The sequence below is a fragment of the Saccharopolyspora oryzae genome (assembly GCF_027853915.1).
GTDB lineage: Bacteria > Actinomycetota > Actinomycetes > Mycobacteriales > Pseudonocardiaceae > Saccharopolyspora > Saccharopolyspora oryzae.
In genome coordinates, this window is sequence record NZ_JAQGLA010000004.1 from 62579 (window position 1) to 87316 (window position 24738).

Annotated in this window: 22 protein-coding genes; 14 read left to right on the forward strand and 8 right to left on the reverse strand. The window is 70.8% G+C overall.

What is annotated here, in order from left to right:
* The first annotated feature begins 30 nt into the window (after positions 1-30).
* Positions 31-783 carry a cysteine hydrolase family protein gene (locus OU415_RS04120; RefSeq protein WP_270947185.1) on the forward strand — a complete coding sequence of 251 codons (753 nt, stop codon included), beginning with the start codon at positions 31-33 and terminating at the stop codon, positions 781-783.
* Here OU415_RS04120 and OU415_RS04125 read toward each other — a convergent pair.
* Together OU415_RS04125 and OU415_RS04130 are read right to left on the reverse strand one after the other, a co-directional pair.
* Positions 770-2389, reverse strand: a complete 1620-nt coding sequence (locus OU415_RS04125) for an amidohydrolase (protein WP_270947186.1) — start codon at positions 2387-2389, stop codon at positions 770-772. The two genes, OU415_RS04120 and OU415_RS04125, sit on opposite strands and share 14 nt — an antisense overlap.
* A 176-nt stretch (positions 2390-2565) precedes the next feature.
* Entirely contained in the window at positions 2566-3342 is a 777-nt protein-coding gene (locus OU415_RS04130) for a bestrophin-like domain (RefSeq protein ID WP_270947187.1), read from the reverse strand.
* Positions 3343-3708: 366 nt separating this feature from the next.
* Here OU415_RS04130 and OU415_RS04135 point away from each other — a divergent pair, with 366 nt between their 5' ends.
* The 4 genes from OU415_RS04135 to OU415_RS04150 all read left to right on the forward strand — a co-directional run bounded on the left by OU415_RS04135 (position 3709) and on the right by OU415_RS04150 (position 7301).
* A complete protein-coding gene (locus OU415_RS04135; protein WP_270947188.1) occupies positions 3709-4989 on the forward strand; it encodes a COG1361 family protein in 1281 nt (426 codons plus the stop codon).
* A gap of 51 nt (positions 4990-5040) precedes the next feature.
* Entirely contained in the window at positions 5041-5349 is a 309-nt protein-coding gene (locus tag OU415_RS04140) for a hypothetical protein (protein ID WP_333776992.1), read from the forward strand.
* 66 nt (positions 5350-5415) lie between these two features.
* Positions 5416-6672 carry a nucleotide sugar dehydrogenase gene (locus OU415_RS04145; protein ID WP_270947189.1) on the forward strand — a complete coding sequence of 419 codons (1257 nt, stop codon included), beginning with the start codon at positions 5416-5418 and terminating at the stop codon, positions 6670-6672.
* 110 nt (positions 6673-6782) lie between these two features.
* Entirely contained in the window at positions 6783-7301 is a 519-nt protein-coding gene (locus tag OU415_RS04150; RefSeq protein WP_270947190.1) for an EF-hand domain-containing protein, read from the forward strand.
* Positions 7302-7365: 64 nt separating this feature from the next.
* Here OU415_RS04150 and OU415_RS04155 read toward each other — a convergent pair whose 3' ends face one another.
* The 6 genes from OU415_RS04155 to OU415_RS04180 are packed head-to-tail and all read right to left on the reverse strand — an operon-like array spanning position 7366 to position 13010.
* Positions 7366-7785: a DUF6917 domain-containing protein gene (locus OU415_RS04155; protein WP_270947191.1), complete on the reverse strand. Its 420-nt coding sequence runs from the start codon at positions 7783-7785 to the stop codon at positions 7366-7368.
* Positions 7782-8753 (reverse strand): Gfo/Idh/MocA family protein, encoded by a 972-nt coding sequence (locus OU415_RS04160; RefSeq protein ID WP_270947192.1) that lies wholly within the window; start codon positions 8751-8753, stop codon positions 7782-7784. Before OU415_RS04160 ends, OU415_RS04155 begins: the two co-directional genes overlap by 4 nt.
* Positions 8750-9853 carry an Ldh family oxidoreductase gene (locus OU415_RS04165; protein ID WP_270947193.1) on the reverse strand — a complete coding sequence of 368 codons (1104 nt, stop codon included), beginning with the start codon at positions 9851-9853 and terminating at the stop codon, positions 8750-8752. Before OU415_RS04165 ends, OU415_RS04160 begins: the two co-directional genes overlap by 4 nt.
* Complete coding sequence (locus OU415_RS04170; RefSeq protein WP_270947194.1) at positions 9837-11156, reverse strand: M20/M25/M40 family metallo-hydrolase; 1320 nt, start codon at positions 11154-11156, stop codon at positions 9837-9839. The genes OU415_RS04165 and OU415_RS04170 overlap by 17 nt, the downstream gene beginning before the upstream one ends.
* Positions 11156-12019, reverse strand: a complete 864-nt coding sequence (locus OU415_RS04175) for a sugar phosphate isomerase/epimerase family protein (protein WP_270947195.1) — start codon at positions 12017-12019, stop codon at positions 11156-11158. The genes OU415_RS04170 and OU415_RS04175 overlap by 1 nt, the downstream gene beginning before the upstream one ends.
* Positions 12009-13010, reverse strand: a complete 1002-nt coding sequence (locus tag OU415_RS04180) for a Gfo/Idh/MocA family protein (protein ID WP_270947196.1) — start codon at positions 13008-13010, stop codon at positions 12009-12011. Before OU415_RS04180 ends, OU415_RS04175 begins: the two co-directional genes overlap by 11 nt.
* Positions 13011-13259: 249 nt before the next feature.
* On the opposite strand from OU415_RS04180, the gene OU415_RS04185 reads away from it, so the two are divergent.
* The 9 genes from OU415_RS04185 to OU415_RS04225 all read left to right on the forward strand — a co-directional run bounded on the left by OU415_RS04185 (position 13260) and on the right by OU415_RS04225 (position 24361).
* Positions 13260-14483 (forward strand): DegT/DnrJ/EryC1/StrS family aminotransferase, encoded by a 1224-nt coding sequence (locus OU415_RS04185; RefSeq protein WP_408641776.1) that lies wholly within the window; start codon positions 13260-13262, stop codon positions 14481-14483.
* On the forward strand, positions 14483-15625 hold the full coding sequence (locus OU415_RS04190; protein ID WP_270947197.1) for a DegT/DnrJ/EryC1/StrS family aminotransferase: 1143 nt from the start codon (positions 14483-14485) through the stop codon (positions 15623-15625). The genes OU415_RS04185 and OU415_RS04190 overlap by 1 nt, the downstream gene beginning before the upstream one ends.
* Before the next feature lie 13 nt (positions 15626-15638).
* Entirely contained in the window at positions 15639-16616 is a 978-nt protein-coding gene (locus tag OU415_RS04195; RefSeq protein WP_270947198.1) for a UbiA family prenyltransferase, read from the forward strand.
* A 148-nt stretch (positions 16617-16764) separates the two neighbouring features.
* On the forward strand, positions 16765-18150 hold the full coding sequence (locus OU415_RS04200; RefSeq protein ID WP_270947199.1) for a protoporphyrinogen/coproporphyrinogen oxidase: 1386 nt from the start codon (positions 16765-16767) through the stop codon (positions 18148-18150).
* Complete coding sequence (locus OU415_RS04205; RefSeq protein WP_333776996.1) at positions 18147-19730, forward strand: class I adenylate-forming enzyme family protein; 1584 nt, start codon at positions 18147-18149, stop codon at positions 19728-19730. The genes OU415_RS04200 and OU415_RS04205 overlap by 4 nt, the downstream gene beginning before the upstream one ends.
* Positions 19731-19786: 56 nt before the next feature.
* Positions 19787-20596, forward strand: coding sequence for a class I SAM-dependent methyltransferase (locus OU415_RS04210; protein WP_270947200.1), 810 nt, complete (start codon positions 19787-19789; stop codon positions 20594-20596).
* A gap of 5 nt (positions 20597-20601) precedes the next feature.
* Complete coding sequence (locus tag OU415_RS04215; protein ID WP_270947320.1) at positions 20602-22272, forward strand: CoA transferase; 1671 nt, start codon at positions 20602-20604, stop codon at positions 22270-22272.
* Positions 22269-23915: a class I adenylate-forming enzyme family protein gene (locus OU415_RS04220; RefSeq protein WP_333776997.1), complete on the forward strand. Its 1647-nt coding sequence runs from the start codon at positions 22269-22271 to the stop codon at positions 23913-23915. Before OU415_RS04215 ends, OU415_RS04220 begins: the two co-directional genes overlap by 4 nt.
* A complete protein-coding gene (locus OU415_RS04225; protein WP_270947201.1) occupies positions 23912-24361 on the forward strand; it encodes a carboxymuconolactone decarboxylase family protein in 450 nt (149 codons plus the stop codon). The genes OU415_RS04220 and OU415_RS04225 overlap by 4 nt, the downstream gene beginning before the upstream one ends.
* The last annotated feature ends 377 nt before the right edge of the window (positions 24362-24738 follow it).

The window sequence follows — 24738 nt, forward strand, 5'->3', positions numbered from 1 at the left end:
CGTCCTGAAACGAGCACTGGAGGACGAAACATGCGAGTGGTCAACGATTTCCTGCACACCTACTCCCGCGGTGAGGACGAACTGCTGGAAGGCGAGCGCGAGTCCCTCTCGTTCGCCGACTCCGACTACGAGACCGACAAGCACTGGGCCTTCGAGATCAAGCCCGAGGAATGCGCGCTGATCGTGGTCGACCTGCAGGAGGACTTCGTCAATCCCGGCAACCCCATGTGCGTGCCCGAGGCGTACCGGCAACTGCCGCGAGTCGAAGCGCTCATCGCGGCCTGCCGCGACACGGGCGTGCCGGTCTTGTACACCGAGCACACCACTGCGCCGGACGTGGCGCACGACTTCTACGCGTTCTGGCCACCCATCCGCAATGGTGCGGTCGCGGAATCGACCCCCGGGTCGAAGCTCTACCGGCGCCTCCGCCCGCGTGACGGCGAGCGGGTCATCTCGGCCAAGCACACCTATGACTCGTTCGCCGGCACCGAGCTCGACTACGCGCTGCGCTGCCGCGGCGTCCGCACGCTGATCGTGTGCGGTACCTTGACGAACTTCTGCTGCGAATCGACCGCCCGGAGCGCTTTCTCCCTCGGCTACCACGTCGTGTTCGGCTCCGACGTGAACGCGACCGACAACGCCGACGCGCAACGCGCCACCCTGCGGACGATGCGGCGCGGGGTCGGGCGGGTGCTCGACCACCGAACCATCATCGACACCCTCCACAACGGCGATTCGCTCCACCACGCGGCCAAGGAGCGTCCGGACCTCAGCGCGGATTGACCACGGCGCCGCCCAAGATCGTGTGGCTGGGCCGGAGCCCGTCCAACTCCTCCTCGGCCGCCGTGCACGGGTCCTCGGGCCAGATGGTGAGGTCGGCGAGGCGTCCGGGGGCGAGTTGACCGCGCAGGTCGCTCTCGCCGGTCAGCCGGGCCGCGGCCGTGGTGTGCAGGGCGATCGCTTCCTCGCGGGTGATGGCGTGCTCGGGGCCGCGGACGCCGTCCACGGTCTGCCGCGTCGTCAGGCCGTACAGCGAGTGCGCCGCCCCGTACATGCCGACCGGGAAGTCCGATCCGGCCGAGACGTCGGCCCCGGCGTCAAGCCATTCCCGCGCGGGGAACAGGTGGGAAACCCTTTCACCGCCCCAATATTCGGCCTGGACGGCGGCGACGTCGAACAGCAGCGGCTGCTGCACCGTCACCGGGATCCCCATGCTGACCGCCCTGCGCCGCTGCTCGCCGTCGGCGAGACCGCCGTGCTCCATGACCAGCGTCCCGTGGGGCAGCTCCGGCAGACGCGCTTGCACCCTCTCGAACAGGTCGAGCAGCGTGCGCACCCCGCGATCGCCGTAGGCGTGGATGCCGACGCGCCAGCCGCGCCGCACCACCGCCTCCACAGCGTCCTGGAGGACCTGCTCGTCCCAGGCCAGCTGTCCGGTGTAGCCGGGAACGGGCGAGTGCGCCGGGCAGTACGGGTGCTCGAGGGCCCCGGATTCGATGCCACCGTCCATCCAGAACTTCACGCCCCAGACGCTCAACCAGGAGTCGCCGCGGCGCCGCCATTCCTCCATCCCGTCCAGGACGTCCTCGACCTGCCGCACGGACGTGAAGCCCATCGTGGTCAGCAGGACCCGCACCCGGCAGCCGAGCTCCCCGGCGTCCCGCAGCTGCGCGAGCGCGTCCAGATCGGTCAGGGAGGAGTTGGTGTCGCGCACCACACCGATCCCGGTGGCGGCGTAGTCGTGGGAGGCGAGGCGCAGCCCGTCGAGCTTCCTCGCCGGATCGGGCGCGGGCAGGTGCGGCTGGATCAGGGCGAGGCCGTCGATCAGATGGCCCGTGGGGCGCCCGTCGCCGTCCCGCGCGATGCTGCCGCCTTCGGGGTCGGGCGTGGTGGCATCGATGCCGCACAGCCGGAGGGCGTGCCGGTTGAGCACCTGGTTGTGCACGCCGCGCAACACGAGCACGGGGTGCTGGTCGGTGGCCCGGTCCAGCTCGTCGGCGGTGGGGAAGCGGCGCTCGACCAGGTTCAGCTCCTGCCAGTGACCGCTGGTGCGAATCCACTGCCCAGCAGGGATTTTCGCCGCCCGGGTCCGGATGAGGTCCAAGAGTTCGGCGATCGAACGCGCACCGTCCACGGCCACGTCGTGCGCGCTGTCGCCCGCCGAGATCAGATGGGTGTGGGTGTCGTCGAAGGCCGGCAGCACGGTGGAACCCGGCAGGTCCAGCACCGTCGTGCCAGGGCCCACCAGCTCGTCGAGCCCGTCCGGATCCGCCGACAGCGCGGCGATCCGCTCCCCGCGCACGGCCAAGGCCCGTCGCGGTCCTTCACCGGCGACCAGCGTGCGGACGTTGGCACATCGGACCAGCAGGTCAGCGGGCTGCGGGGTCATCGATCTCCTCTCGGTTCCCGGACGTGGGCATGATGGGACCGCGACGTCCGCCCGGGGTTCGCTGGTCGAAGTTTCCCCGCGCGGCCCGGCAGCAGCAAACGGCCGACTCGCCGAGCGGATGGTCCCGCTGGGCGAGTCGGCTCCCGTTCTTCGATCTGGTCGGCGTGCGCTGGAGCTCAGGAGGTGGGTCGCGAAGCGGTCTGGAAGGTCTCCTGGGCCGCGTTGAAGGAGTCCGGATCGACCCCGAACGGGCCGCTGAACGGGTGGAGCAGCTCGAACGACATGTAGACGGTGAAGCCGAGGGTGACCGCGAGCAGCGCCATCACCGCGACGTTGGCCGGTCGCATGCTCAGGCCGATCAGCAGCGGGAAGGCGATCATCAGCACCGCGCCGAGGATGCTGGCCACCAGCAGCACGACGTTGAAGCTCTGGTCGTCGGTCGCGATGGTCACCCGCTGCTGGCGGTGCTCGGTGATCTGGCGGATGTCCTGCAGCGACTGCTCCCGGGAGGTCTTGAGCGCCTCGCTGTCGGCGGGCAGCGCCAGCACCTGCGAGCGCAGCTCGGCCAGCAGCTGCTCGGCCTCCGGATCGGCCTCGCCGGCGTCGTGGGCGAGCCACTCCTGGTCGGCGACCCGCGCGGTGTACTGGGTGATCGTCGACTGGATGGCCGAAGCCTGCTGCTGCGGGGCGACGCTGGACTGCCAGTAGACGTCGATGAGCGCGTTGGTCTCCTGCTGCGAGGCCTTGTCGATGTCGTCCCCGTTCTGCCACGCGAACACGATGTAGAACGCGAGCACCACGGTGAACAGGGCGCTGAGGACACCGCCGACGAACGACTGCGAATCCGAATCCGCCTCGCCGGATGCGGACGCCTTGCGGCGGGCGTTCAGCACGGTGAACCCGGCGACGGCGAGGGCCAGCAGGACGATCGCCAGCAGGCTGATGAGGATCACGGCAGCAGGTCCTAACGAATGTGCGGGGGTCGAGGATGCCGAGCGCCCGAGAGCCAGGCGCGGCCGGGAGTGAAGGTACCGGCGAGGTCGGCTAAAGCCCTTGAACCGGAACGAACTCCGCTCAATCGAGTGGTATTGAGAACCCGAACATGTCGCGGGTTATCGGTGCCGCTTTACGCCGACCGGGTGGTGCCGGGTCTTGCGCAGCAGCTCACGCCCGGAAGTCGATCCACTGTGGACTCGAATTCGAGCGACCCGCTGCCCGATTTCGGGGGTGTTACCGTCTGCGTCGATCATGTGACCGAACGTGACAGCGATCTCGGATTCTTCCGGAAAACGCCTGCTACAGAGGGGGATCTCGTAGTCATGCGCACCTTGACCGGCGCGCGTCCATCGGGCCTTTTGGTGTGCGCGCTCCTGCTGCTCGCACCGTGGCTCGTGGCCGCGCACGGGCCGACCGCCAGTCGCCAGAACGGCGACCAGGGCGGCGGTTCGACGACGGTCGGGGGCGTCGTGGTTCCGGGCATCGACTCGGTGGCAGAGCTGAACATCCCTCGCGAAACTCGAGATCTCACCGCGGAACTCGAATGGGGCGGTGACGTGATGGGGTGGTGCCGCTTCGTCCCCGGGATGTGGCCGGATGCCCCCGCCGCAGCTCTGAAGGTGGGTTCGGAGCGGGTGGTGGCCGAGCGCTTCACCCGGGACGGGCACGGCAACACCACTGCGCACGCGGACGTTTCGGACCGGCTGCCCAGCATCCTCGCCGCCGACGGGCGCACCGTCGTGGTTCGAGGGGCGGTTCCAGGATCCGGCGAGCCCTGCTGGGGAAAGTGGCGCCTGCGCGTCAGCTGGCAGGCATCGCTCGACGTCCGCACCACCGCGGAGCCGTCCGCCGCACGTCCGGGCGAGCCGATCACCCAGCACGCAGTCATCACCAACACCGGCGGCGTTCCACTGGACCGGATCGAGGCCGAGCTCGGCACCGGTCCATGCCGTCGCGACGTCGACCGGCTGGAACCCGGGCGCAGCGCCGAGGTCTCGTGCGGGGGCGCCGCGCCGGAGGACGGCGCTCTGACTGCGCACGTGCGGGGCACGACGCCGGACGGGGCCGAGGTCACCGCAGAGGCGGGCGGAAGGGTCGAGATCCCGCCGCAGGCGCAGATCGAGCTGTCGATCGGGAACATCGCGTTCGCGCCGACGACCGAAGCGGCGCTGGTTCCGGTGACGGTGCACAACCCGTCATCGGTGCGGCTGGTCGACGTCGAGGTCACCGGGCAGCCCGCCGCCTGCCAGCGCAAGATCGGCGAGCTCGCACCTGGGCAGTCGATCACCTACACCTGTCGCGCGGCACCGGGGGAGCGGGTGGACCTCACCGTGACCGGAATCGGGGTTTTCGGTGGTGCGGTCGCGGATTCCGCCCACGTCGTCCGCGCGACCGCCCGTGCGGTGGCCCCACCCGCGCCACCCCCGCGCGCTGCGGCGCCTCTGCCCGAGGTGCCGCCGCCTAGTGCTCCGCCCGAGCTGGCGGAGTCCGCCGGGGTGCGGGAAGCGCCGGGCAGAACAGCCGCGATCGTCGCGGTGCTCGGCGTGCTCGTGATGACCGTCAGCGTGGGTGCGCTGTCCTCGGCCACTCGGATCGGCCGTTGATCCGATCGCCGAAACCCGCGCTGCGAACCAGAAATCCAATGGAGGGACCTGATGATGAGCCTGCTTCGTTCCACGCCGGTGCTGCTGTCCGCGAGTGCGGCCGCGATGGCGCTCGCCGCCGGATCCGCGGCAGCCGCGAGCGGCGAGGTCGTCGTCTTCGAGACCGAGCTGCAGCCGCTGACGACGTACGCCGACCCGACCGGCTGCCAGAAGCTCCCGCTCGCCGCGCACGTCCTGACGAACAACACCGATAGTCCGGTGCGGATCTACGGCGACCCGTTCTGCTTGGGGCCTTCCGTCATCGTGCTGCCCGGTCATGGCACGCACGTCGCGCCGGGCAGCGGGAGCTTCTCGGCATGAGCCCGCTGGCAGCCGTAGCGGCGCCCGGCAACGCGGCAGCACCGACGACACCGCTGGAGTCCCGCGATGCCGCTTGATCTCGTCGTCGTAGGGCTCGGCTACGTCGGGCTGCCGCTGGCCGCCCGGGCGTGCGAGGCCGGTCTGAGCACCGCCGGTCTCGACATCTCCGATGCGGTGGTGGCGGGGCTCAACGCCGGGCGTTCGCACGTCGGGGACGTCCCGGACGAGGTGGTCGCCGACCTGGTCGCGAGCGGGTTCCGGGCCGGCACCGACCCTTCGGTGATCGGCATGGCCGACACCGTCGTGATCTGCGTGCCCACCGGATTGTCCGGCGGTGAACCCGACCTCGCCGCGGTCCGCTCCGCAGCGCGCGCGGTGGGCGACCACTTGCGCCCGGGAATGCTGGTGGTGCTCGAATCCACGTCCCACCCCGGCACCACCGAGGAGACCGTCCGGCCGATCCTGGAGGAGCGTAGCGGGCTCGCCGTCGGCGCCGACTTCCACCTGGTCTTCTCGCCCGAGCGGATCGACCCCGGCAACGCCTCGTTCGGCGTGCGCAACACTCCGAAGGTCGTGGGCGGCGTCACGCCGCTGTGCGCGAAGTACGGCGCGACGTTCTACGGGCGGTTCGTGGACTCGGTCGTGGTGGCGCGCGGCACCCGCGAGGCCGAGCTGGCCAAGCTGCTGGAGAACACCTACCGCTACGTCAACATCGCGCTGGTCAACGAGATCGCGCAGTTCTGCGATCGGGTGAACATCGACGTGTGGGACGTGTTGCGCTGCGCGGGCACCAAGCCGTTCGGTTACGTTCCGTTCGACCCCGGACCCGGGGTCGGCGGGCACTGCATCCCGATCGATCCGCTGTACCTGGCGAGCAAGGCGAGCGAGGAGGGCTTCACCTTCGACGTGCTGAACGCGGCTCGCGGGGTGAACGACCGGATGCCCCGGCACGTCGTCGACCGTTCCGCAGAACTGCTGCGGGACCAGGACAAACAACTTCGGGATGCCCGGGTGCTGCTGCTCGGCGTGACCTACAAGCGCGACGTCGCCGACACCCGGGAGTCCCCGGCGTTCCCGGTGGCCCGCGAGCTGATGCGGCGGGGCGCGGAAGTGGTCTTCCACGACCCGCACGTGGATTCGTTCGCCGTGGACGGATCCGAAATATCCAAAGTGGACGGACTTCGCGCCGGGTTGGCCGCCGCGGACCTGGCGATCCTCTTACAGGCGCACGCGGAGTACGACACCAGGACGTTGTCCGGATCTGCGTGTCCGCTGCTGGACACCCGCGGTGTGGTCGCGGGGGAGCACGTGGCTCGGATCTGAGCCGCAACTGAAGACCTGCGCGGGGAACGACAATCTCCCGCGTTGGGGTGCGGGGAGGTTCCCTCCCCGTCCTGTTTCCGAGTGGTAATGAAGAAAAGGGAGTGTGACCAATGGCCAACGCCATCGCCACCGAGCGTCTGCGCAAGCGCTTTGCGAAGTGGGACATCGACGGCAGCGGAGCCCTGGAGCAGTCCGACTTCGAGCAGGAGGCCAAGCGGATCGCGCAGGCGTTCGGCGAGAGCCCCACCAGCGCGAAGGCGCAGAAGCTGACCAACGCGTTCTCCTCGATGTTCCAGCAGGTGGCCAACGGCGCCAGCTCGATGAACGAGGACGACTTCATGTCGGCGGCCGGCATGCTCGTCGAGAAGGGCGCTGAGCGCGACTTCGACCGGGCGCTCCGCCCGATCGTCGAGGGCGTCGTCGGCCTCGCCGACAAGGACAACAGCGGCCAGATCAGCCGCGAGGAGTTCGCGACCTGGCTGACCGCGATCGGCGTGGACCAGTCGAAGACCACCACCCTGTTCGACCAGGTCGACACGGACAACAGCGGTGAGCTGTCCGCGGACGAGCTGCTGACCGTGGTGCGCGACTTCCACTACGGCAACTCCGACGTCGAGCTCCTGGGCTGAGCAGGCTCCTGATGCGAAAGGCCGGTGCCACCAGGTGGCACCGGCCTTTCGTGTTGTGCGCAGATCAATGCACGGGGAGGAGGGCCGGGGCGAAGGAGACGGGCATTTCCGGTTGCAGGTGGAGGTCTGCTCCGGTCACCGGGACCTCGGCGTTGATCAGGATGTTGTAGTGGTTCGGGTAGTGGCAGGCGTCGAAACCGAGCACCGTTCCGACGCGCTGGTCGCCGATCCAGAACTCGTCGCCGCGGTCGATCACCCCGGCGCACCCGATCTCGGCGAAGCCGAGGAACCCGACCCGGTCGATGCGGGCTCCCGGATCGGTCTCCCAGTGGTCCGTGGTCACCAGCTCGTGCACCTCGCCGCGCTGCACGCAGCGGCTGGCGTGCGGTTCGAGAGCCATGCCGCGCTCGTCGCGCCGGTGCATCAGCACCTTCACCAGCGTGCCGGTCAGCGCTCGCTTCGGGCCGTCCTCTTCCGGGTTCACTTGTCTCCTCCCGCCGACACCGCGGCATCGGCTCGTTCCACGGGTTTTCCAGCTGGGGCGCGCAGTTCCGCTCGATAAGTCGCGTCGACGAGCTCCAGTGCGGCGAGGCCGCCGTCGGTTGTGGTGGGCGCTGCGGTGATGGCGTCGGCGAAGTCGCCGAGGATGCCGGAGTACTCGTGCCACAGCGAGGACTTGAACCCGTCGTGCCCGGCGAGCATGTCCGCCGCGAGCCGGGTTCCGTCGCTGAAGAGGACCGCGACGTCCTTGGTCTCGCCCGGGTGCGACCAGTCGAGCTCCACGGTCGCCGGCACACCGGCTGCGGAGCGCAGCTCGATGACGGCTTGGCGATCGGTGCCGCCCGCATCGCGCGCGACGTTCGTGCGCATCAGCTCGAGGTCGCCCAGGAACAGGCGAACAAGGTCGAAGGCGTTGGGGCCGTTGTCGGCCACGCACCCGCCTCCGCACCGCTGCGGGTCCAGGTACCAGGTGTCGTCGCCGATGTGCTCTTCGATGAGTTCGAGGTAGCGAACCCGCAACGAGGTGATGTCGCGGTGCCGGGTCTGCCGGAGCAGGTTCAGCACGTTGTCGTTGTAGCGGCGGTGGAACGCGGTGAACAGCGGTACGCCAGCAGCTCGGGACAGCCGCACCAGGTCGAGTCCCTCACCGAGTGAGAAGGCCAGTGGTTTCTCCACGCAGACCGGGATGCGCATCCGCAGCGCGTCCGCGCACACCGAGACGTGCACGTCGTTCGGCACCGTGACGATCACGGCGTCCACATCGGACTCCTGCAGCATCGTGCGGTGGTCCTGGAAGCAGGGTGTTCGGTCCACGTGCGGCGCGAGCGCGGACTCGCGGACATCGCAGACCGCTGCGAGCTCCCAGCCGGGAAGCCGGTCGATGGAGTGCAGGTAGTACTTCGAGATCGCGCCGAGGCCGACGACGGCGACGCGGCGGTGCGCGCCGGTCATCGCCCGGCCACCGGCTCGCGGCCGCGAAGTCCCAGTTCGAGCAGTTCGCGGTGGACGTGCTCGCGGATCGGCACGCCGTCGCGCAGTCGCTCGGCGGCCCGTTCCGCCTCCCACCAGCCGGGGTAGCGGACGTCCTGGCCGGAGGACGGGCAGTCGAGCAGGGTGCTGAACATGGTCTGCGCGTCGACGTCGAACTGGCCGGGCGGGCGCAGCAGGTCAGGGGCGATGGCCAGGACGAAGAAGCCGATGTCGTCGTCCCGCCCGTGCGGTCCGCCGTCGCCGTGGAGGGCTTCGGGGGAGGGACCGAACGCAGCCCCGGGCAGCAGCGCGGCCAGGAGCTCGACGACGAGCCCGAGGCCGAAGCCCTTGTGGACGCCGTTCTCCGGGGTGCCGCCGAGCCAGCGCAGGTGCGCGGCGCGGCGGTCGAACTCGGCTGGATCGGTCACCGGGTTCCCGGCGTCGTCGGCGAGCCAGCCCTCCGGGATCGTCTCGCCGCTGCTCGCGGCGGTGCGGATCTTCCCGGTGGGCACGACCGTGGTGCTCATGTCCAGGACGAACGGGTGGTCCGGCAGGGCCGGGGCCGCGACGCTGAGCGGGTTGGTGCCCAGCATGGTCAGGGCGCCGAACGGCGGGCGGGCGATGCGCTGACCACCGCAGTTGCTCGCGACGACGCCGACCATGCCGTGCGCGGCCGCACGGGCGGCGTGGAAGCCGGCGCAGCCGAAGTGCGTGGCACCGCGGACCGACACCAGGCCGATGCCGTGCCGACCGGCGCGCGCGACGGCGTCGTCCATGGCTTCGGCGGCCGACCACAGGCCCAGCGCCCGGCGCGCGTCGACGACCGCGCACGCGCCGAGGTCGGTCACCACCTCCGGTTCGGCGGTGGCGTCGACCCGGTCGGTGGCGAAGAGCCGCAGGTACAGGCGGGTCAGGTTGAACACGCCGTGCGAGTCGAAGCCGCAGAGATCGCCGTGGCAGAGCGCGGAGGCCGCGGTGATCGCGCGTTCGAGCGGCACGCCGTGCTCGGTGAACAGCCGGGTGACGAAGGAGTGCAGCTCGTCGTAGGGCACGCGAACGCGTGCGTCATGGTGCGGAGGCATCGGAGATCCCCTTTCGTGGAGTGGTTTCACGGCGGTGCTCGGCGAAGCCGGTGAGCAGGGAGGACACCGCGGCGGCGAAGTCGCGCAGCTCGTCCAGCTCGGCGTACTCGCCTTCGGCGTGCGCGTTGTTGCCGTCCAGCGAACCGGGGCCCAGCACCGCCGTGAAGGTGTCCTCGAGCCCCGCCGTCCAGATGGCGTCGCACGTGAAGGCGGGTTCGTCGTCCGGCCAGCGGGTCGCCCCCGCGCGGGTGAGCAGTTCCTCGGCCCACGCGGCGGCGTTGTCCAGGCTCGGCAGGCCGCGCTTGAGCCAGTCCACCTCGGTGATGACGGCGGCCTCGGCCGCGGTGCTCGTGAATTCCCTGGTCCCGGCGAACAGTTCGGTGAACCGCTGCACCCCGCTGCGGACGGCTTCGCGAAGTGCGGCCTCGGCCGCGGCCCCTTCGTCCGAGGAGCCGTAGGAGAGGTTGAGCAGCAGTTCGCCGCTTCCGTAGACCCGGTTGTGCAGGTGGCCGGTGTGCAGGCCGGCGACGCAGAGCCTGCCGGGCCGGTCCCGCGGGTCGAGCTGGGCGGCGAGGTGCTGGGCGAGGAAGCCGAGCAGCACCGTGGCGTTGTGCCCGACGTCGGGCCGGTCGTCGATGGCGCCGCGACCGTTGACGCGCACGCGGGCGGTCATCGACGCCGTGGCCCGGGGCAGGAAGCGCATCCCGGTCGGCTCGCAGAAGATGTTCAGCCTTCCGACATGACCGGCTTCGACGAGCGGACGCGTGCCGAAGGTGCCCATCGCGCCGCCCTCCTCACCGGCAACCGCCTGCACGAGCACCGCGACGTCGCGGCCCAGCGCCGGATCACGGCGCACCGCGTCGCGGATCCCGGAAAGCAGCGCTACAGCCGGGCCTTTCGCGTCGATCGCACCGCGCCCGGTGATCCGACCACCGCTCAGGCCGACAGGTTCGAGCCCGGCGACGGTGTCCAGGTGGACGTTGAACATCACGGTGTCCTCGCGCGGCAGCTCGGGACCGAGCCGCAGCAGCAAACTCGGCTGCGAAGCGAGGAAATCCGGGTTCTCGGCGGCGCGTCGCACCGGCAGCGGGACGTCGTCGCGCATCAGGACGTCGGGTGCCGGGCTCGCGTGGCTCACCACCTCGAAACCGATGCTGGCCGCGGCGCGGGCGTAGTCGCGCTGCGCCTCCCAGAACTGCGGGGGCGGGTCGGTCGGCGACAGTTCCAGGACGCCGACCGTGGGGATGGCCAGCAGGTGCAGCAGCAGTTCCTGGTCGGCGGTGGTGACGAGGTCGTCGCGCATCAGGGGGCGACCGCTTCCGAACAGGTCCGCAGCAGCTGCTCGAGGCGTTGCCCGGCCTGGACGAACAGCTCCGCGGCCGAGCCGTGCGCGCGCAGGCCTTCGTGCGGACGGGTCGCCAGGTGCGGTTCGATCGACAGCGGCCCGCGGTATCCGGCGGTCAGCAGCCGGCGCAGGCAATCGGCGACCCGGGCCTGCCCGTCCCCGGGCAGCACGTACTCGGCGTTGCCGGGCGACCCGACCGCGTCCTTGACGTGGACGTGCACCACGTGCGGCAGGATCCGCTCGAGCAGCCGGTGGGCGTCGTAGCCGTGGTCGATGCCGTTGCCGGTGTCGAAGAGCAACCGCAGCGACGGGCTGTTCACCTCGGTGACCAGGCGGAGCATCCGCTCAGCGTCGTCACCGGCCCAGCCGGCGCAGTTCTCGTGCACCAGCACGACACCGTGCTGGGCTGCGCGTTCGGTCAGCCGCGCGACGCGATCCAGCGCGCGGTCCCGCCATTCGGCTTCGGGGAGCCCGTCGTTCGGGTAGGACATGATCCGGACGAACCGGGTTTCCAGCGCGGCGCACTGCTCGGCGAGGACGTCGAGTTCGCGCAGGTCGTCGCGGAGAGGTGCGGTGATGGGGCGAGCCCAGTTGCCGATCCGGGACGCCAGGCACACCACGTCGAGCTCGGCGGCCCGGATGGCGGAGCGCACTGCGGTGAACTGCGGCGCGTCGAGGTCGCCGAGCGCGATGCCGTCCGCCGTCCGCAGTTCGATGGCCGACCAGCCCAGCTCGTGGATCGCGGCGATCTGGCCGGTCAGGTCCACCGCCGCCTCGTCGCCGATCCCGGCGAGCTGGTTGCCCGCGGATTCACCGCGCATGGCTGGAACTCCTCTCCGCTGCCAGTGCGCAGCGCTGCTTGGCCTCGGCGAGCAGGCGGACGACGTCGCGGTGCACCTGCAGCGTCGGGTGCCCACCTGCGGCCGGGGTGCGGAAGTGGCGGTAGGCGCGCAGCACGAACCGGGTCAGCGCGTCGTCCCGGAAGATGTGCCGCTGCCCGTCGACCACCAGCTGCGCGTGGTCGTCCTGGTCGCTGATCGGGTAGTGGCCGGTGACCTGGCCGCCGGTGAACTCCAGCACGATCCGGCGTTGCTGGACCGGTGAGGTGAGGTCGGAGGAGATCTCGCTGGTGACCCCGCCGGCGTGGTGCAGCGTCAGGTGCGCGCTGCCCATCCTGGGCAGCACCGCGTCCGGGCAGCGCATGTCGGTCCACGCCGCCCGCTGCACCTCCGCGGGACCGGCCAGCTGGAGGACCACGCCGAGGGAGTGCGGCAGCTCGACGTCGAAGGCGGTGGGGTGCCCGTGCGTCGCCGCGGACCGGGTGAACCGGGGTTTGTCCTGCGTGAAGCGGATCGACCGCAGCTCGCCGAGTTCGCCGTGCCAGACGAGCTGCTCGATCCGCTCGGTGAGCTCGGCTGCCATCCAGTGCGACACCACCACGAGGTCCAGCCCGTACCGCTGGCGCAGCGCGTCGATCTCGCGGAGTTCGCCGACTCCGGTGGCGAGCGGTTTTTCCACGATGGCGCGGCGAAAGCCGTGTTGGGCCAATTGGGTGAGCACGGCGACACGTGTGGTTGGTGGCGTGCACACGTGCACGACGGTGCGTTGCGGATTCACCAGTTTCGTTGCTACGTCGAGCGAGGCTGCGGTGATCACATCGTGCAAGTCGTGACGGGTATCCGCGACGGGATCGCAGCCGATCATCGGTTCGGGGTGGAACAGATCGGGTGCGGTGGCCCGTGCCTTCGCCAGGACCCGGAGGTGCAGGCCGGAGCCCGCGCGGCCGAGTCCGAGCACGAGTGTGTGCAGCATGAACGTCCTCTGTGGACTGAATGGGCGAGGTCGACCTGTCCGTCCACATAGGAATGTGAAGGTGGCGGAGCGGTCGGTCGCCGACCCTACCGATCTCCGAAACCTGTTCAAAGCCCGGGGAGAACGTCCGCTGCATACGTAACCGGTCTGGGTGAAAATGCGCGTCGCTCAACCAAAGAGTTGGTGGCTCGAGTTGCTCCTCGGATAGTTTCGTGCGTGCCTCGATCAGTTCACCACCCAGTCAGGAGCGTGGTCGTCTTGTCCCGCGGTGCGGAAACCGCCGGGCTCCGGGAAGCGGACGTGACCGACCTCGATGTCGACCCGGTCCCGTTCTTCTCGCAGGCCCGCACGTTCGACGGGCTCTGGCCCGACATCAGCGCGCGGATCGAGGAGGTCTTCGACAACGGGAAGTTCTCCCACGGCCGCCAGGTCGCCGAGTTCGAGCGCAGCCTCGCCGACTACACCGGTGCCCGCTTCGCCGTGGGCGTCAACAGCGGAACCGACGCGCTGGTCCTGCTGCTGCGCGCGGCCGGGCTGAAGCCGGGTGACGAGGTGGTCGTGCCGGCCTACTCGTTCGTCGCCACCGCGACCTCGGTCGTGCTCGCCGGTGGTCGCCCGGTGTTCGCCGACGTCGACCCGGTCACCTACGCGCTGGATCCGGCCGAAGTCGACCGCGTGGCCGGTCCGCGCACCCGATTCGTGATGCCTGCGCACCTTTTCTGCCAGATGGCCGACATGGCGGCGCTGTCCGAGGTCGCCGAGCGGCGTGGGCTCGTGGTCGTGGAGGACAGCGCTGAGGCCATCGGCATGCGGCAGCGCGGTGTCCACGCCGGATTGCACGGAGCGGGCGGCGTGCTGTCGTTCTTCCCCGCCAAGACGCTCGGTGCGCTGGGGGACGCGGGTGCGGTGCTCACCGATGATCCGCGGATCGCCGAGCTGGTGTCCGGGCTGCGCCACCACGGGCGGTTCGGCCGCACCCTCGACAACTTCCCCGGCATCTCCACCGAAACCGGGATGACCGGTACCAACAGCAAGATGGACGACATCCAGGCCGCCGTGCTGCTGGGCAAGATGACCTGCCTGGACGCCGACATCGCCCGCCGCGCGGAGCTGGCCGAGGCCTACCGGCAGCGGCTGGCCGGGGTGCCCGGCGTCGTCCGCCTGCCGGAGGTCGTCGACACCGCGCCGGACTCCACCGGGGTCTGGTACGTGTTCCTGATCGAGGTCGAGCACCGCGACGAGCTGGTGGCGCACCTGGACCGGCGCGGGATCGGCACCGAGACCTACTACCCGGTGCCCTTCCACTTGCAGCCGTGCTTCGCCGGGCACGGCCACCGCCGCGGCGACTTCCCGCGCGCGGAGGCCGCGAGCGAGCGGGCGGTGGCGCTGCCGCTGTACCCGGACCTCACGATCGAGCAGGTCGACCGGGTGTGCTCGGCGATCCGCGACTTCGGCGCCGGGAGGTGCGCCTGATGCGACCCGAGATCCCGTTCTTCCCGCCGGACCTGTTCGAGGGCGACCGCAAGGTCATGCTCGACCTGGTCCGCGAGATCGCGACCGCGCCCGAGCAGAAGTTCATCCTCGGCGAGCACACCGAGCGGTTCGAGGAGGTGCTGCGCGAGTCGCTCGGCGCCGCCGACGTGGTGGCCTGCGGCAGCGGCACCAGCGCACTCGGCCTCGTGCTGCGCGCGATGGAAGTCGGGCCCGGCGACGAGGTCGTGGTCCCCGCGTTCGGCTGCGCCCCGCTGGCCTCGGCGGTGCTGGAGGTCGGGGCGCAGCCGGTGTTCGCCGACATCGACCGGCGCACCATGGTCGTCGACCCCGACGCCGTCGAGCGGCTGATCAACCACCGGACCAAGGCGATCATGCCGGCCCACATGTTCTCGATCATGGCCGACATGCCGCGGTTGGCGGAGGTGGCCGAGCGCCACGGCGTTCGGCTGCTGGAGGACTCCGCGGTCGCCCAAGGCGCGGTGCTGGGCGGCACCCCCGCCGGACTGTGGGGCGAGGCGGGCGTTTTCTCCTTCGTGCAGGTGAAGTCCTTCGGCATGCCGGGGGAGGGCGGCGCGGTGGTGACCCGCGACGCCGAGCTCGGCCACCGGGTGCGGGTGCTGCGCAACCACGGCCAGGACGGCCAGCGGTTCGTGCACCAGGTCATCGGCACCAACAGCCGGTTCGACGAGATCCAGGCGGCGTTCCAGCTGCACCGGTTCCCGGGCTTCCCAGAACGGCTGGAACGCCGGGCCGCCATCGCCGACCACTACACCGAGCGGTTCGCGCCGCTGGCCGACCGCGGCATCGTCCCGCCACCGCTGGGCCGCGACGGGCGCTGCTACTACGTGTACTGCTTGCAAGTAGAGCGCCGCGACGAACTGCACGACCACCTCGCGGAGCGCGGCATCGCCTCGCACGTGTACTACCCGCAGCCCCTCCCGCACCAGGCCGCCTTCGCGCCGCACGCCCCGGCGGACCAGCGCTGGCCGAACGCCGAGCACGCGAGCCGGCGGATCCTGGCGCTGCCGATCTACCCGCATCTCGCCGACGCGGATGTGGCGCGCATCGCCGACGCCGTCTGCGAGTTCGCCGCCGCCGCGGCGACCGACGGAGCACAGTGAGGAATTCCCAACAATGACCAGTGACGTCAACGTCGCCCGCGGCGCGGAGGCCGGGACTCGCCAGGAGAGCAAGTTCCGCAGCTACCTCCGGCTGGGCAAGCTCGACGTGTTCGACTACTACATCGGCATCTTCGTGGTGTCCGCGGCGGTGCTGCTGCCGACCGCGGCGGTGGCGCCCGGAACGGTGCCGATGCTGCTGCTGTTCCTGGTCGGCGAGATCTGCACCATCGTCGCGATGGTCGCGCTCGACGACGTGACCGGCTACCGCGACGGCAGCGACATCGAGAACTACGGGCCCAACAACCCGCTGCGCAAGAAGCTGCGCAAGCCGCTGGTCGCCGGAACGCTGACCGAGGCGGAGGCGATGCGGTTCGCCTGGATCACCGCCATCGCCGGAGCCCTCCTGTGGGCCGGGGCGATCGCGGTGGCGCCGCACCGTCCGCTGTGGACGGTGGTGCTGATCGCGGCCACCTTCGCGATCTCGCTGCAGTACTCCTACGGGATGAAGCTGAGCTACCACGGCTTCCAGGAGGCGTTCCTGGTCGCGCTCGGGGTGGCGCTGGTCTTCGGCCCCTACGGTCTGGCGACCGGGGAGTTCTCCGGCTTCCTGCTGGTGCAGGCGGTGCTGTTCGGCATGGGCCCGCTGATGTTCGGGGTGTACTCGAACACCAACGACGTCGAGGGCGACCGCGCGGTCGGGCGGCCGACGGTTGCCGCGCTGACCTCGCCGCGCGGCAACGCGATCTTCATCGGCGCGCTGTCCGCGGGTGAGTTCGTGCTCGGCGCGGTGGCGTCGGTGACCGGTGTGGCGCCGTGGTGGTTCGTCCTCCTCATGCTGCCCGCGACGATCCTGCGCGCCCGCCAGTACTACCTCGGCTTCGTCCGCGACGACATCATGCGAGCCCGCAAGCTCGGCTTCACCGTGCACCGGACGTACGTCGCGCTGCTCGTCCTGACCAACCTCCTCGTCGGAACGGGGGTGCTCTCGTGAGAAGGCCTGTGCCAACCCGAGTTCTGCTCAACCGCACCTCAGGGGAACGTGACGTGACCCAGCCACGAGCAACCGCAAGACGTGAGATCGATCTGAACGCAACCACCGCTGTGAATCGCGGAGAGGCGGACCGCCCGGGGGTGCTCTCGTGAGCCGGGACTTGGACGTCGCGGTCGTCGGAGCCGGGATCGCCGGGCTCACTGCAGCGCACGAGCTGCAGCGGGCCGGGCTAGCGGTCCGCGTCTTCGAGGCGGCGCCGCAGGTCGGCGGGCGGATGACCAGCGTGCGCCACGACGACTGGACCATCGACACCGGCGCCGAGCAGATCTCGCCGAGCGGCTACCGGGCGACCTGGGAGCTGATCTCCCGCCTCGGGCTCACCGAGGCCGAAGTGCCGCGCATCGGCCGGCCGCTCGCGGTGTGGCGGAACGGACGGGCGCACGCCGGGGTGGCCGACACGCGCGGAACGCTCACCGGCGCGGGCCTGTCCCGCCGCGCGCACCTGGACCTGCTCCGCTTCCAGACGTGGGCGCTGCGGAACCGCGACCACTTCGACGACGACCGCCCCGAGCGCAGCCTGCTGGCCGCGGAGACCGTCGCCGATCTCGGCCGCCGCTACCACCCGGACCTGCACGACTACCTGCTCCAGCCGGTCGCCGGGAGCTTCTTCGGCTGGGACACGGAGCGCTCGGCCGCGGCGGTCATGGTGAGCCTGCTGCTGTCGGTGGGCAGCGCGGGAACCTGGCGCACCTACCGCGACGGCATGGACACCCTCGCCCGGTGCCTGGCGTCGGATCTGGACGTGGTGACCGGCCAGCAGGTGCACGAGGTCGTCGCCGACGGCGACGGTGCCCGCCTGCAGACCGGCTCGGACGTGGTCACCGCGCGCTCGGTGCTGCTGTGCGTGCCCGCACCCGTGGCGGCGCAGCTGCACGCGAATCCACCGGCGGAGGAAGCGGAATTCCTCGCCGCGTGCACCTTCACCCCTGCGTTGAAGGTGAGCTGCCTGCTGGACGAGCCGCTGTCCGTGCCCGGAGGCGACCGGCCGTACGTGCTGCTCACCCCCGCCGTGGAGGAGCAGGCGCTCTCGGCGATCATCCTCGACCACGAGAAGCACCCCGGCCGCGCGCCGATGGGCAAGGGCCTGCTGACGTTGATGGCCAACCCCTCCACGATCCCGGACCTGCTGACGGCTTCGGACGAGGAGGTCGTCGACCGGCTGACCCGGGCGGTGCACCGGTACCTGCCGGACTTCGACGTGGCCAACAGGGCGAACTTCGTGCACCGCCACCGCTACGGCCTGCCCGAAGCCACCCCCGTCGCGGTGCACCGGCGAGGCCGGTTCGCGGCTCGTGCGGTCGGACCGGTCGACTACGCGGGCGACTGGGTGGTGCTCCGCCCCGCCAGCGAAGGAGCGGTGCGCGCCGGAGCGCTCGCCGCCTCCCGCACCCTCAGCCGTCTGCACCCCGCGATCAAACCGGCGCTGAGCAAGCGCCTGCGGGTCGTGCCCAACAGCTTGGAGAGCTCCCGGTGAAACCTCATGACATGGGCGTGCTTTTCGACGAGTGCGCGGCGCGCCGCATCGCCACCACCACGCACCTGGACCGTCCGTTCGACATCGCCCCGGACGGTGGCACGGAGTACGACGCGGCCGCGCTGGCCGACCTCGTCAGGGATGCCGCAGGGTGGTTGTCCGCAGCAGGTGCGGGGCGTGGCGACCGGGTGGCGATCCTGAAGGACAACCACTGGGACTACGACCTCCTCGCGTGCTCCGCGGTGCGAATCGGCTCGGTCCCGGCCCAGTTGTCCGCCCAGATGTCCCCGGACGTGCTGGCGATCTTGCTCGAACGGCTGGCGCCCGCGGTGCTGATGACCACTGCGGGGCAGCTGGAGCGGTGCCTCGCGGCGGGAGTCGACCTGACGTCCCTCGCGCGCGTCGTGGTGACGTCGGACGTCCCGGCGCCCGGTGCGGTGCACGTCGACCAGCTGCGGGGGAGCGCGGGGCCCGCTCCGCAGCGGCGCGGGGACGACGAGCCGCTGGTGATCGACCACACCTCGGGCACCACCGGGGTGCCGAAGCTCGTGGTCCACTCGACCCGCACGATCATCGGCGCGCTGGCCAGGTTCGAGGCCCGGCGGATCCCCAAGATCGGCGTCCGACCCGACGACGTGGTGGCCACGGCCAGCTCCTTCGCGCACGGACGCACCTTCTGCTGGACCGCCGTGGTGATGAGCATGGCGCCCCGCGAGGTGGTGATCCTCACCGGGCAGGACCCGAACCGCGTCGACCCGGTGCTGCGGGCGCACCCGCCCACGATCATGGAGGGCCTGCCGGCGTCGTACGTGCGGTTCCGGCCGCTGACCGAGCGCCTCGACAACCCGTTCCGCCGGGTCAAGCTCTACATCAGCACCTACGACGCGGTGCACCCGCCCACGATCCGCGCCTACCTGAACGCCAGCCGGCACCCCGGTCCGCTGTGGATGGACGGGTGGGGGCAGACGGAGACCGGTCCGCTCACCTTCCGCTTCCACACCCGCCGGTCGCTCGCCCGCCGCGGCGCGGCGCACGACGTCGGACGGCCGGTCCCGGTCAAGACCCGGCTGCGGCTGGTGGACCCGGACACCTTCCAGCCGGTGCGCCCAGGCCGGCCCGGGCTCGTGCTGGCCCGCACCGCGGCCCGGTGCCTGGACTACCTGGGGGAGTCCCAGCGGTGGGCCGACAAGCAGGTCGGCAAGTGGTGGATCACCGGGGACCTCGGCGTCCGCCGGTGGGACGGCAGCGTGCAGCTGCTGGACCGCGAGGTCGACCAGACGCCGGACGGCAGCTGCCTGGAGATCGAGGACGTCCTCGAAGACCGGTTGCCGGAGGCGTTGGAGTGCGTGCTGCTCGCCCAGCCGGGGAAGCCGCCGCTGCCGGTGGTCGTCACCGCGGACGGGACCCTGTCCGAGGAGGCTTGGCGGCGCGCGTGCCGACGCCTGCCGAAGATGCAGTCCCCGGTGTCGTTGCGCTGGGACGACCTGCCCCGCACCGGCACCGCCAAGGTGCGCCGCCTGGACCTGCGCGAGCAGCTGACCGGCAGCACCGCCACGTGCGGAACCGGCCGGTGGACGTGAGTTCCTGCTCTCGAACTCGTTGACCAGGACCAAAGACAGCTCTGAGGGGAACCGCAGTGACGCACGTCCAGACCGACAAGCGCGGTTACGTCTTCGACAACCACAGCCCGCACAGCGGTGAGCAGCACCGGTGCCTCGCCGAGGCGCTCGACCCGATCACGACCGAGCGGCTGGCCGCCACCGGTGTCACCGCTGGCTGGCACTGCCTGGACGTGGGATGTGGCGGCGGCACCATCTCGCGCTGGCTCGCCAACCGCGTCGGACCCACCGGGAGCGTGCTGGCGACCGATGTGAAGCCGGTCGACGTCGTCGGTCATCCGAACATGACCACCGCGCAGCACGACATCACCGCGGATCCGTTGCCGGAGAACCACTTCGACCTGATCGTGGCCCGGCTCGTCCTGCAGCACCTCCCCGAGCGGGACGAGGTGCTGGCCAAGCTCGTCCGGGCGTTGAAGCCCGGTGGCTGGTTGCAGATCGACGAGTTCGACACCTCCTACGAGCCGGTGCTGCTCGCCCCCGACGAGGAGGGCGAGCGGGTGTACGAGAAGTTCCTCGCGGCCAAGACCGAGCTCATGCGCCGCAACGGCGGTGACCCGACCTGGGGGCGGCAGGTCGCCCGCGCGATGCGCGCAGCCGGGCTCGTCGACATCGATCCGCGGCCCAGCATCCGGTCGCGCCACGCCGGGTCGGCGGACCTCGGCCTCCAGCTGCACCACACGCACCAGCTTTGGGACAGGTTGCAGTCCGCAGGGATGACCAGCGACGAGTTGCACGCGGTTCAGGCGGTGATGCGCGATCCGTCGTTCCGCGCGTCCTCCAGCGTGATCTACTCGGTGCAGGGCCGGAAGGAGCGGCGCCGTTGACCACTGTGCCGAACGTGCAGCGCACGGGCTCGGAAGTGGCGTTCCGCGTAGCGTCCGAGCAGTTGGCTGCGCTGCCCGGAGACCCTGATCTGCTGGCGTGCGACATCGACTGGGCCGGTCCGGTCGACCTCGAGCTGCCGGACGAGCTGGCGGTGCAGGCGGCCTGCGGGATCATGCACGTCCACGGGCGAGCGGCCGGCCGTCCGCAGCGGCTCGGTGTCGATTACGCCGGAACGTTGGCCGGAGTGCTTGCGGCACAAGGGGTTCTGGCCGCTTCGCTGGCGCGAGCACGTGGTGCGGGATTCACATCGGTGCGGACCTCGGTGGCCGAAGCGGCACTGCTGTCCGTGCAGCAGTACCTCGCGGTGGCCACCGCGGATGACGACTGGCAGGAACCTTGGCGGGCCGGTGGGCGTCCGCCGTTCACCAGCCGCGATGGGGTCCGCTTCGAGCTGGAAGTGCTGCACGGCGAGGGTTGGCAGCGGTTCTGGGCGGAGCTCGGCACCGACCGGAGCGCGGTCGCTGCGGGCTGGCGGCCGTTCCAGCAGCGCTTCGCCACTGCCTCGGCGGATCTGCCGGAAGCACTGCACCGGGCCCTGCGCGCGGTGGACTACCGCACTGTGGCGGCGGTGGCCGATGCCACCGGGGTGAGCGTGCTGCCGGTGCGGGACGACCCGGCGCCGCCGGTCGACGTTCCCGCGTGCACCTTCCGCACGATGCCGGGGACCGCTCCGCGGACGGAGTGGCGCGGTCCCGCGCCGCTCGACGGCATCGTCGTGGTGGAGTCCACGCGGCGGATCCAGGGGCCGATGGTCGGCCACCTGCTGCGGATGCTGGGGGCCGAGGTGATCCGCGTCGAACCGCCGGGCGGTGACCTGATGCGCGGCGTTCCGCCGTTGGCGGGCGACTGCTCGGCGCGGTTCCGAGCGCTCAACGACGGCAAGCACGCCGTCGAGCTGGACGTCAAAGGCGAACGCGGTCGCCGGGAGCTGCACGAACTCGTCGCCGACGCCGATGTCTTCGTGCACAACTGGGCACCGGGCAAGGCCGCGCAGCTGGGGCTCGACGCCGGTGACCTGGTTCGCACCAGTCCCGGGCTGGTCTACGCGTGGTCGTCGGGCTGGGAACCGCTGTCGTGGCCGGAAACGCCGCTGGGCACGGACTACCTGGTGCAGGCGCACAGCGGTCTGGCCGCCGCGGTGCACCCCGCGGATGAACCGAGCGCGCCGTCGCTGATGACGTTGACCGACGTGCTCGGAGGGGCGGTGAGCGCCATGGGTGTCCTGGCCGCGCTGCTGCACCGGCAGCGCACCGGTCGGGGAATGCGGGTGGACAGCTCGCTGTTCTCCGCCTCCGGCGTCCTGCCACGTCCATCTCGGCGTCTGAAGTGGACAGTGCTGGACCAGCCGCTGCGGACGTCGGACGGATTCGTGGTGCTGTCCGGCCGGACCGACCCGGAGCGGCTCGCCGCAGTCCTGGGAACTACGCCGGAGGGCATCGCCGAGCGCTTCCAGGAGCGCCCCAGCGGGTTCTGGGCGGCGGAGCTCCCCGTTGCCGATGTGGTGGCCACACCGGTGTGCACCGATCTGCGCGAGTTGGCCGGGGACCGCAAGTTCGCCGCTGCGCTCGACCACAGCACCCACACCTTCCCCCTCGCTCCTTGGGAGTTCTCGTGACCTGGATTTCCCGCAACGGCATCGAGATCCGCGACATGACGCCCGCCGACCTGCGTCGCCGATGGGTCGAGCGCGGCGACTGCCCCGACCGCGACCTCTACGGGCTGCTGCGCGAAGGGGTCCGCGCGCACCCCGGGCGGGAAGCGGTCATCGACGGCGAACGCACGCTCGACTACGCCGGGCTGGACCGCGAAGTGCGCCGGATCGCCGCCGCCCTGTCCGCGAGCGGGCTCGGCTCCGGCGACATCATCGGCATCCGGCTGCCCAACGGCTGGCGCGCGCTCGTGGCCGAACTCGCGGTCCTGGCCATCGGCGCAGTCGCCCTGCCCTACCCGGCGGGGCGGGGGAGCCGGGACACCACTAGCCTGCTCGGCCGCGCCAGGGCCGCCGCCGGGATCTTCGAGAGCCGCGCGGATGCGGCGGTGGCCGCCGAGCTGCCCGACGTGCGCGCGGTCTTCACCTTCGGAGCGGACGCTGAGCCGCCGATGTCCTCGGAGGTGAGCTCGCTGGACGCGGCACCGCACGCGGATGGCTGGGAGCCGGAGCCGGTCGATCCGGAAGCACCGGCGCGCATCCTGGTGACGTCCGGGTCGCAGTCCGAGCCGAAGATGATCGCCTACTCGCACAACGCGATGGGCGGCGGCCGCGCGAGCTACGTCCGGGCGCTGCACGACGGCGACGGCCCGATGCGCGGTCTCCTGCTCATGAAGACGTCCACTTCCTACGGTTCGTGCGCGCTCGTGAGCCTCGCGGCGCTCGGCTCGACGTTGATCCTGGCCGACCGCTTCGAGCCGGCAGAGGTGCTGCGCATGGTCGGGCGGTACCGCCCGACGCACCTCTTCGGGGTGCCGACCATGCTGCGGCGCCTCGCGGAACACCCGGCGGCACCGGACGAGGACCTGTCCAGCCTCCGGGCCGTCGTGTCCAGCGCCGCACCGCTGGCCGAGGTGACCGCGGCAGCCTGCCGGCAGCGGTTCGGGTGCCGGGTGATCACCATCTACGGCTCGTCGGACGGCATCAACTGCCACACCGCCAGGACCGGTAGCGCCCCCGGCACCGGCACGCCGGACCCGGCCGTCGCCGACATCCGGATCGTCGACGAGCACGGCGTCGACGTGCCGCCGGGCGGGACCGGGGAGATCTGGGCGCGGGGCCCGATGACGCCGCTGAGCTACGTCGCCGATCCCGAGCTCAACGCCCGCTACCGCACCGAGGACGGCTGGGTCCGCAGCGGCGACCGCGGCATGTTCGACGAGCACGGGCGGCTGCACGTGCTCGGCCGGTTGGAGGTGGTGGTCTCCCGCGGCGGGTTCCACATCAGCCCGGCCGAGGTCGAGCGCGAGCTCAGCGCTCACCCCGCGATCGTGGACGTGGCGTGCGTGCCCGTGCCGGACGCCGATCTGGGGGAGCGGATGTGCGCGTGCATCAGCCAGGCCGCAGCCACGTCCGAGCTCACCCTGACCGACATCACCGACTTCCTGGAGGGCGAACGCGGCCTGGAGCGCCGCAAGCTGCCGGAGTACCTGCTCCGGCTCCCGGAATTGCCGCTCGCACCGACCGGCAAGGTGTGCCGTCGCACCGTCACCGCGATGGCCGCCGAACTCGATCCCGCACCCGACTCAGCGAAGGAATCTGCGCGATGACAGAAGTGATCAGCCCCCGGTTCGACATCGCCGGTACGACGCCGACGACGTTCACCGCGCTGCACCAGCTCACCCGCGATGCGGAGGACCTGGCCCGCCAGTCCGGTCTGGACATCAAGCTGATCGAGCTCGTGCGCTTGCGCGCCTCGCAGATCAACGGCTGCGAGTACTGCCAGGACATGCACTCCCGGCAGGCCCTCGAACGCGGGGAGTCCGAGCTCCGGTTGCGCGAGCTCGCGAACTGGGCCGACTCGGCGCACTTCACCGAAGCGGAACGAGCGGCGCTGCGGCTGACCGAATCGATCACCCGGCTCAGCGGCGGGGTGCCCGACGCGGACTACGACCCGGCCGCGGAGCACTTCGACCAGACCCAGCTCGTCTGCCTGGTGTGGACGGTGTCGCTGATCAACACCTACAACCGCCTCGCGGTCGCAGGAAGAGCGTAGTGCGGATGCCCCGTCCCGCCCTGATCCGCCCAGGGCGGGGCGGAAGCGCGTCAACTCTTTGCTTACGTGCCTAGTTGGGCTCGCCGTTGAACTCCTCAGCTCGGTTTCGAAGTCGTCGCACACAGCCCGCATGATCTCTTCTATGTGCCGCAGGTGGGCGTCGGTGAACACCGGATACCGGTATTCGGTGGAAGACCGAGTGCACGTACATCGCGGAAACCACGTGGCGACCAGTGCGGAACCTGTTCTTGGTGTCCACGCGCCAATACTCTATCTTGATCGGTTATGCAGGCAGCAGACGAAATGGGAACCGGTCATGCCCGGTACACCTATCGCCTTCGTCTGTCCCGGGCCGCTGAACGGGCGTTGCTGGCCGA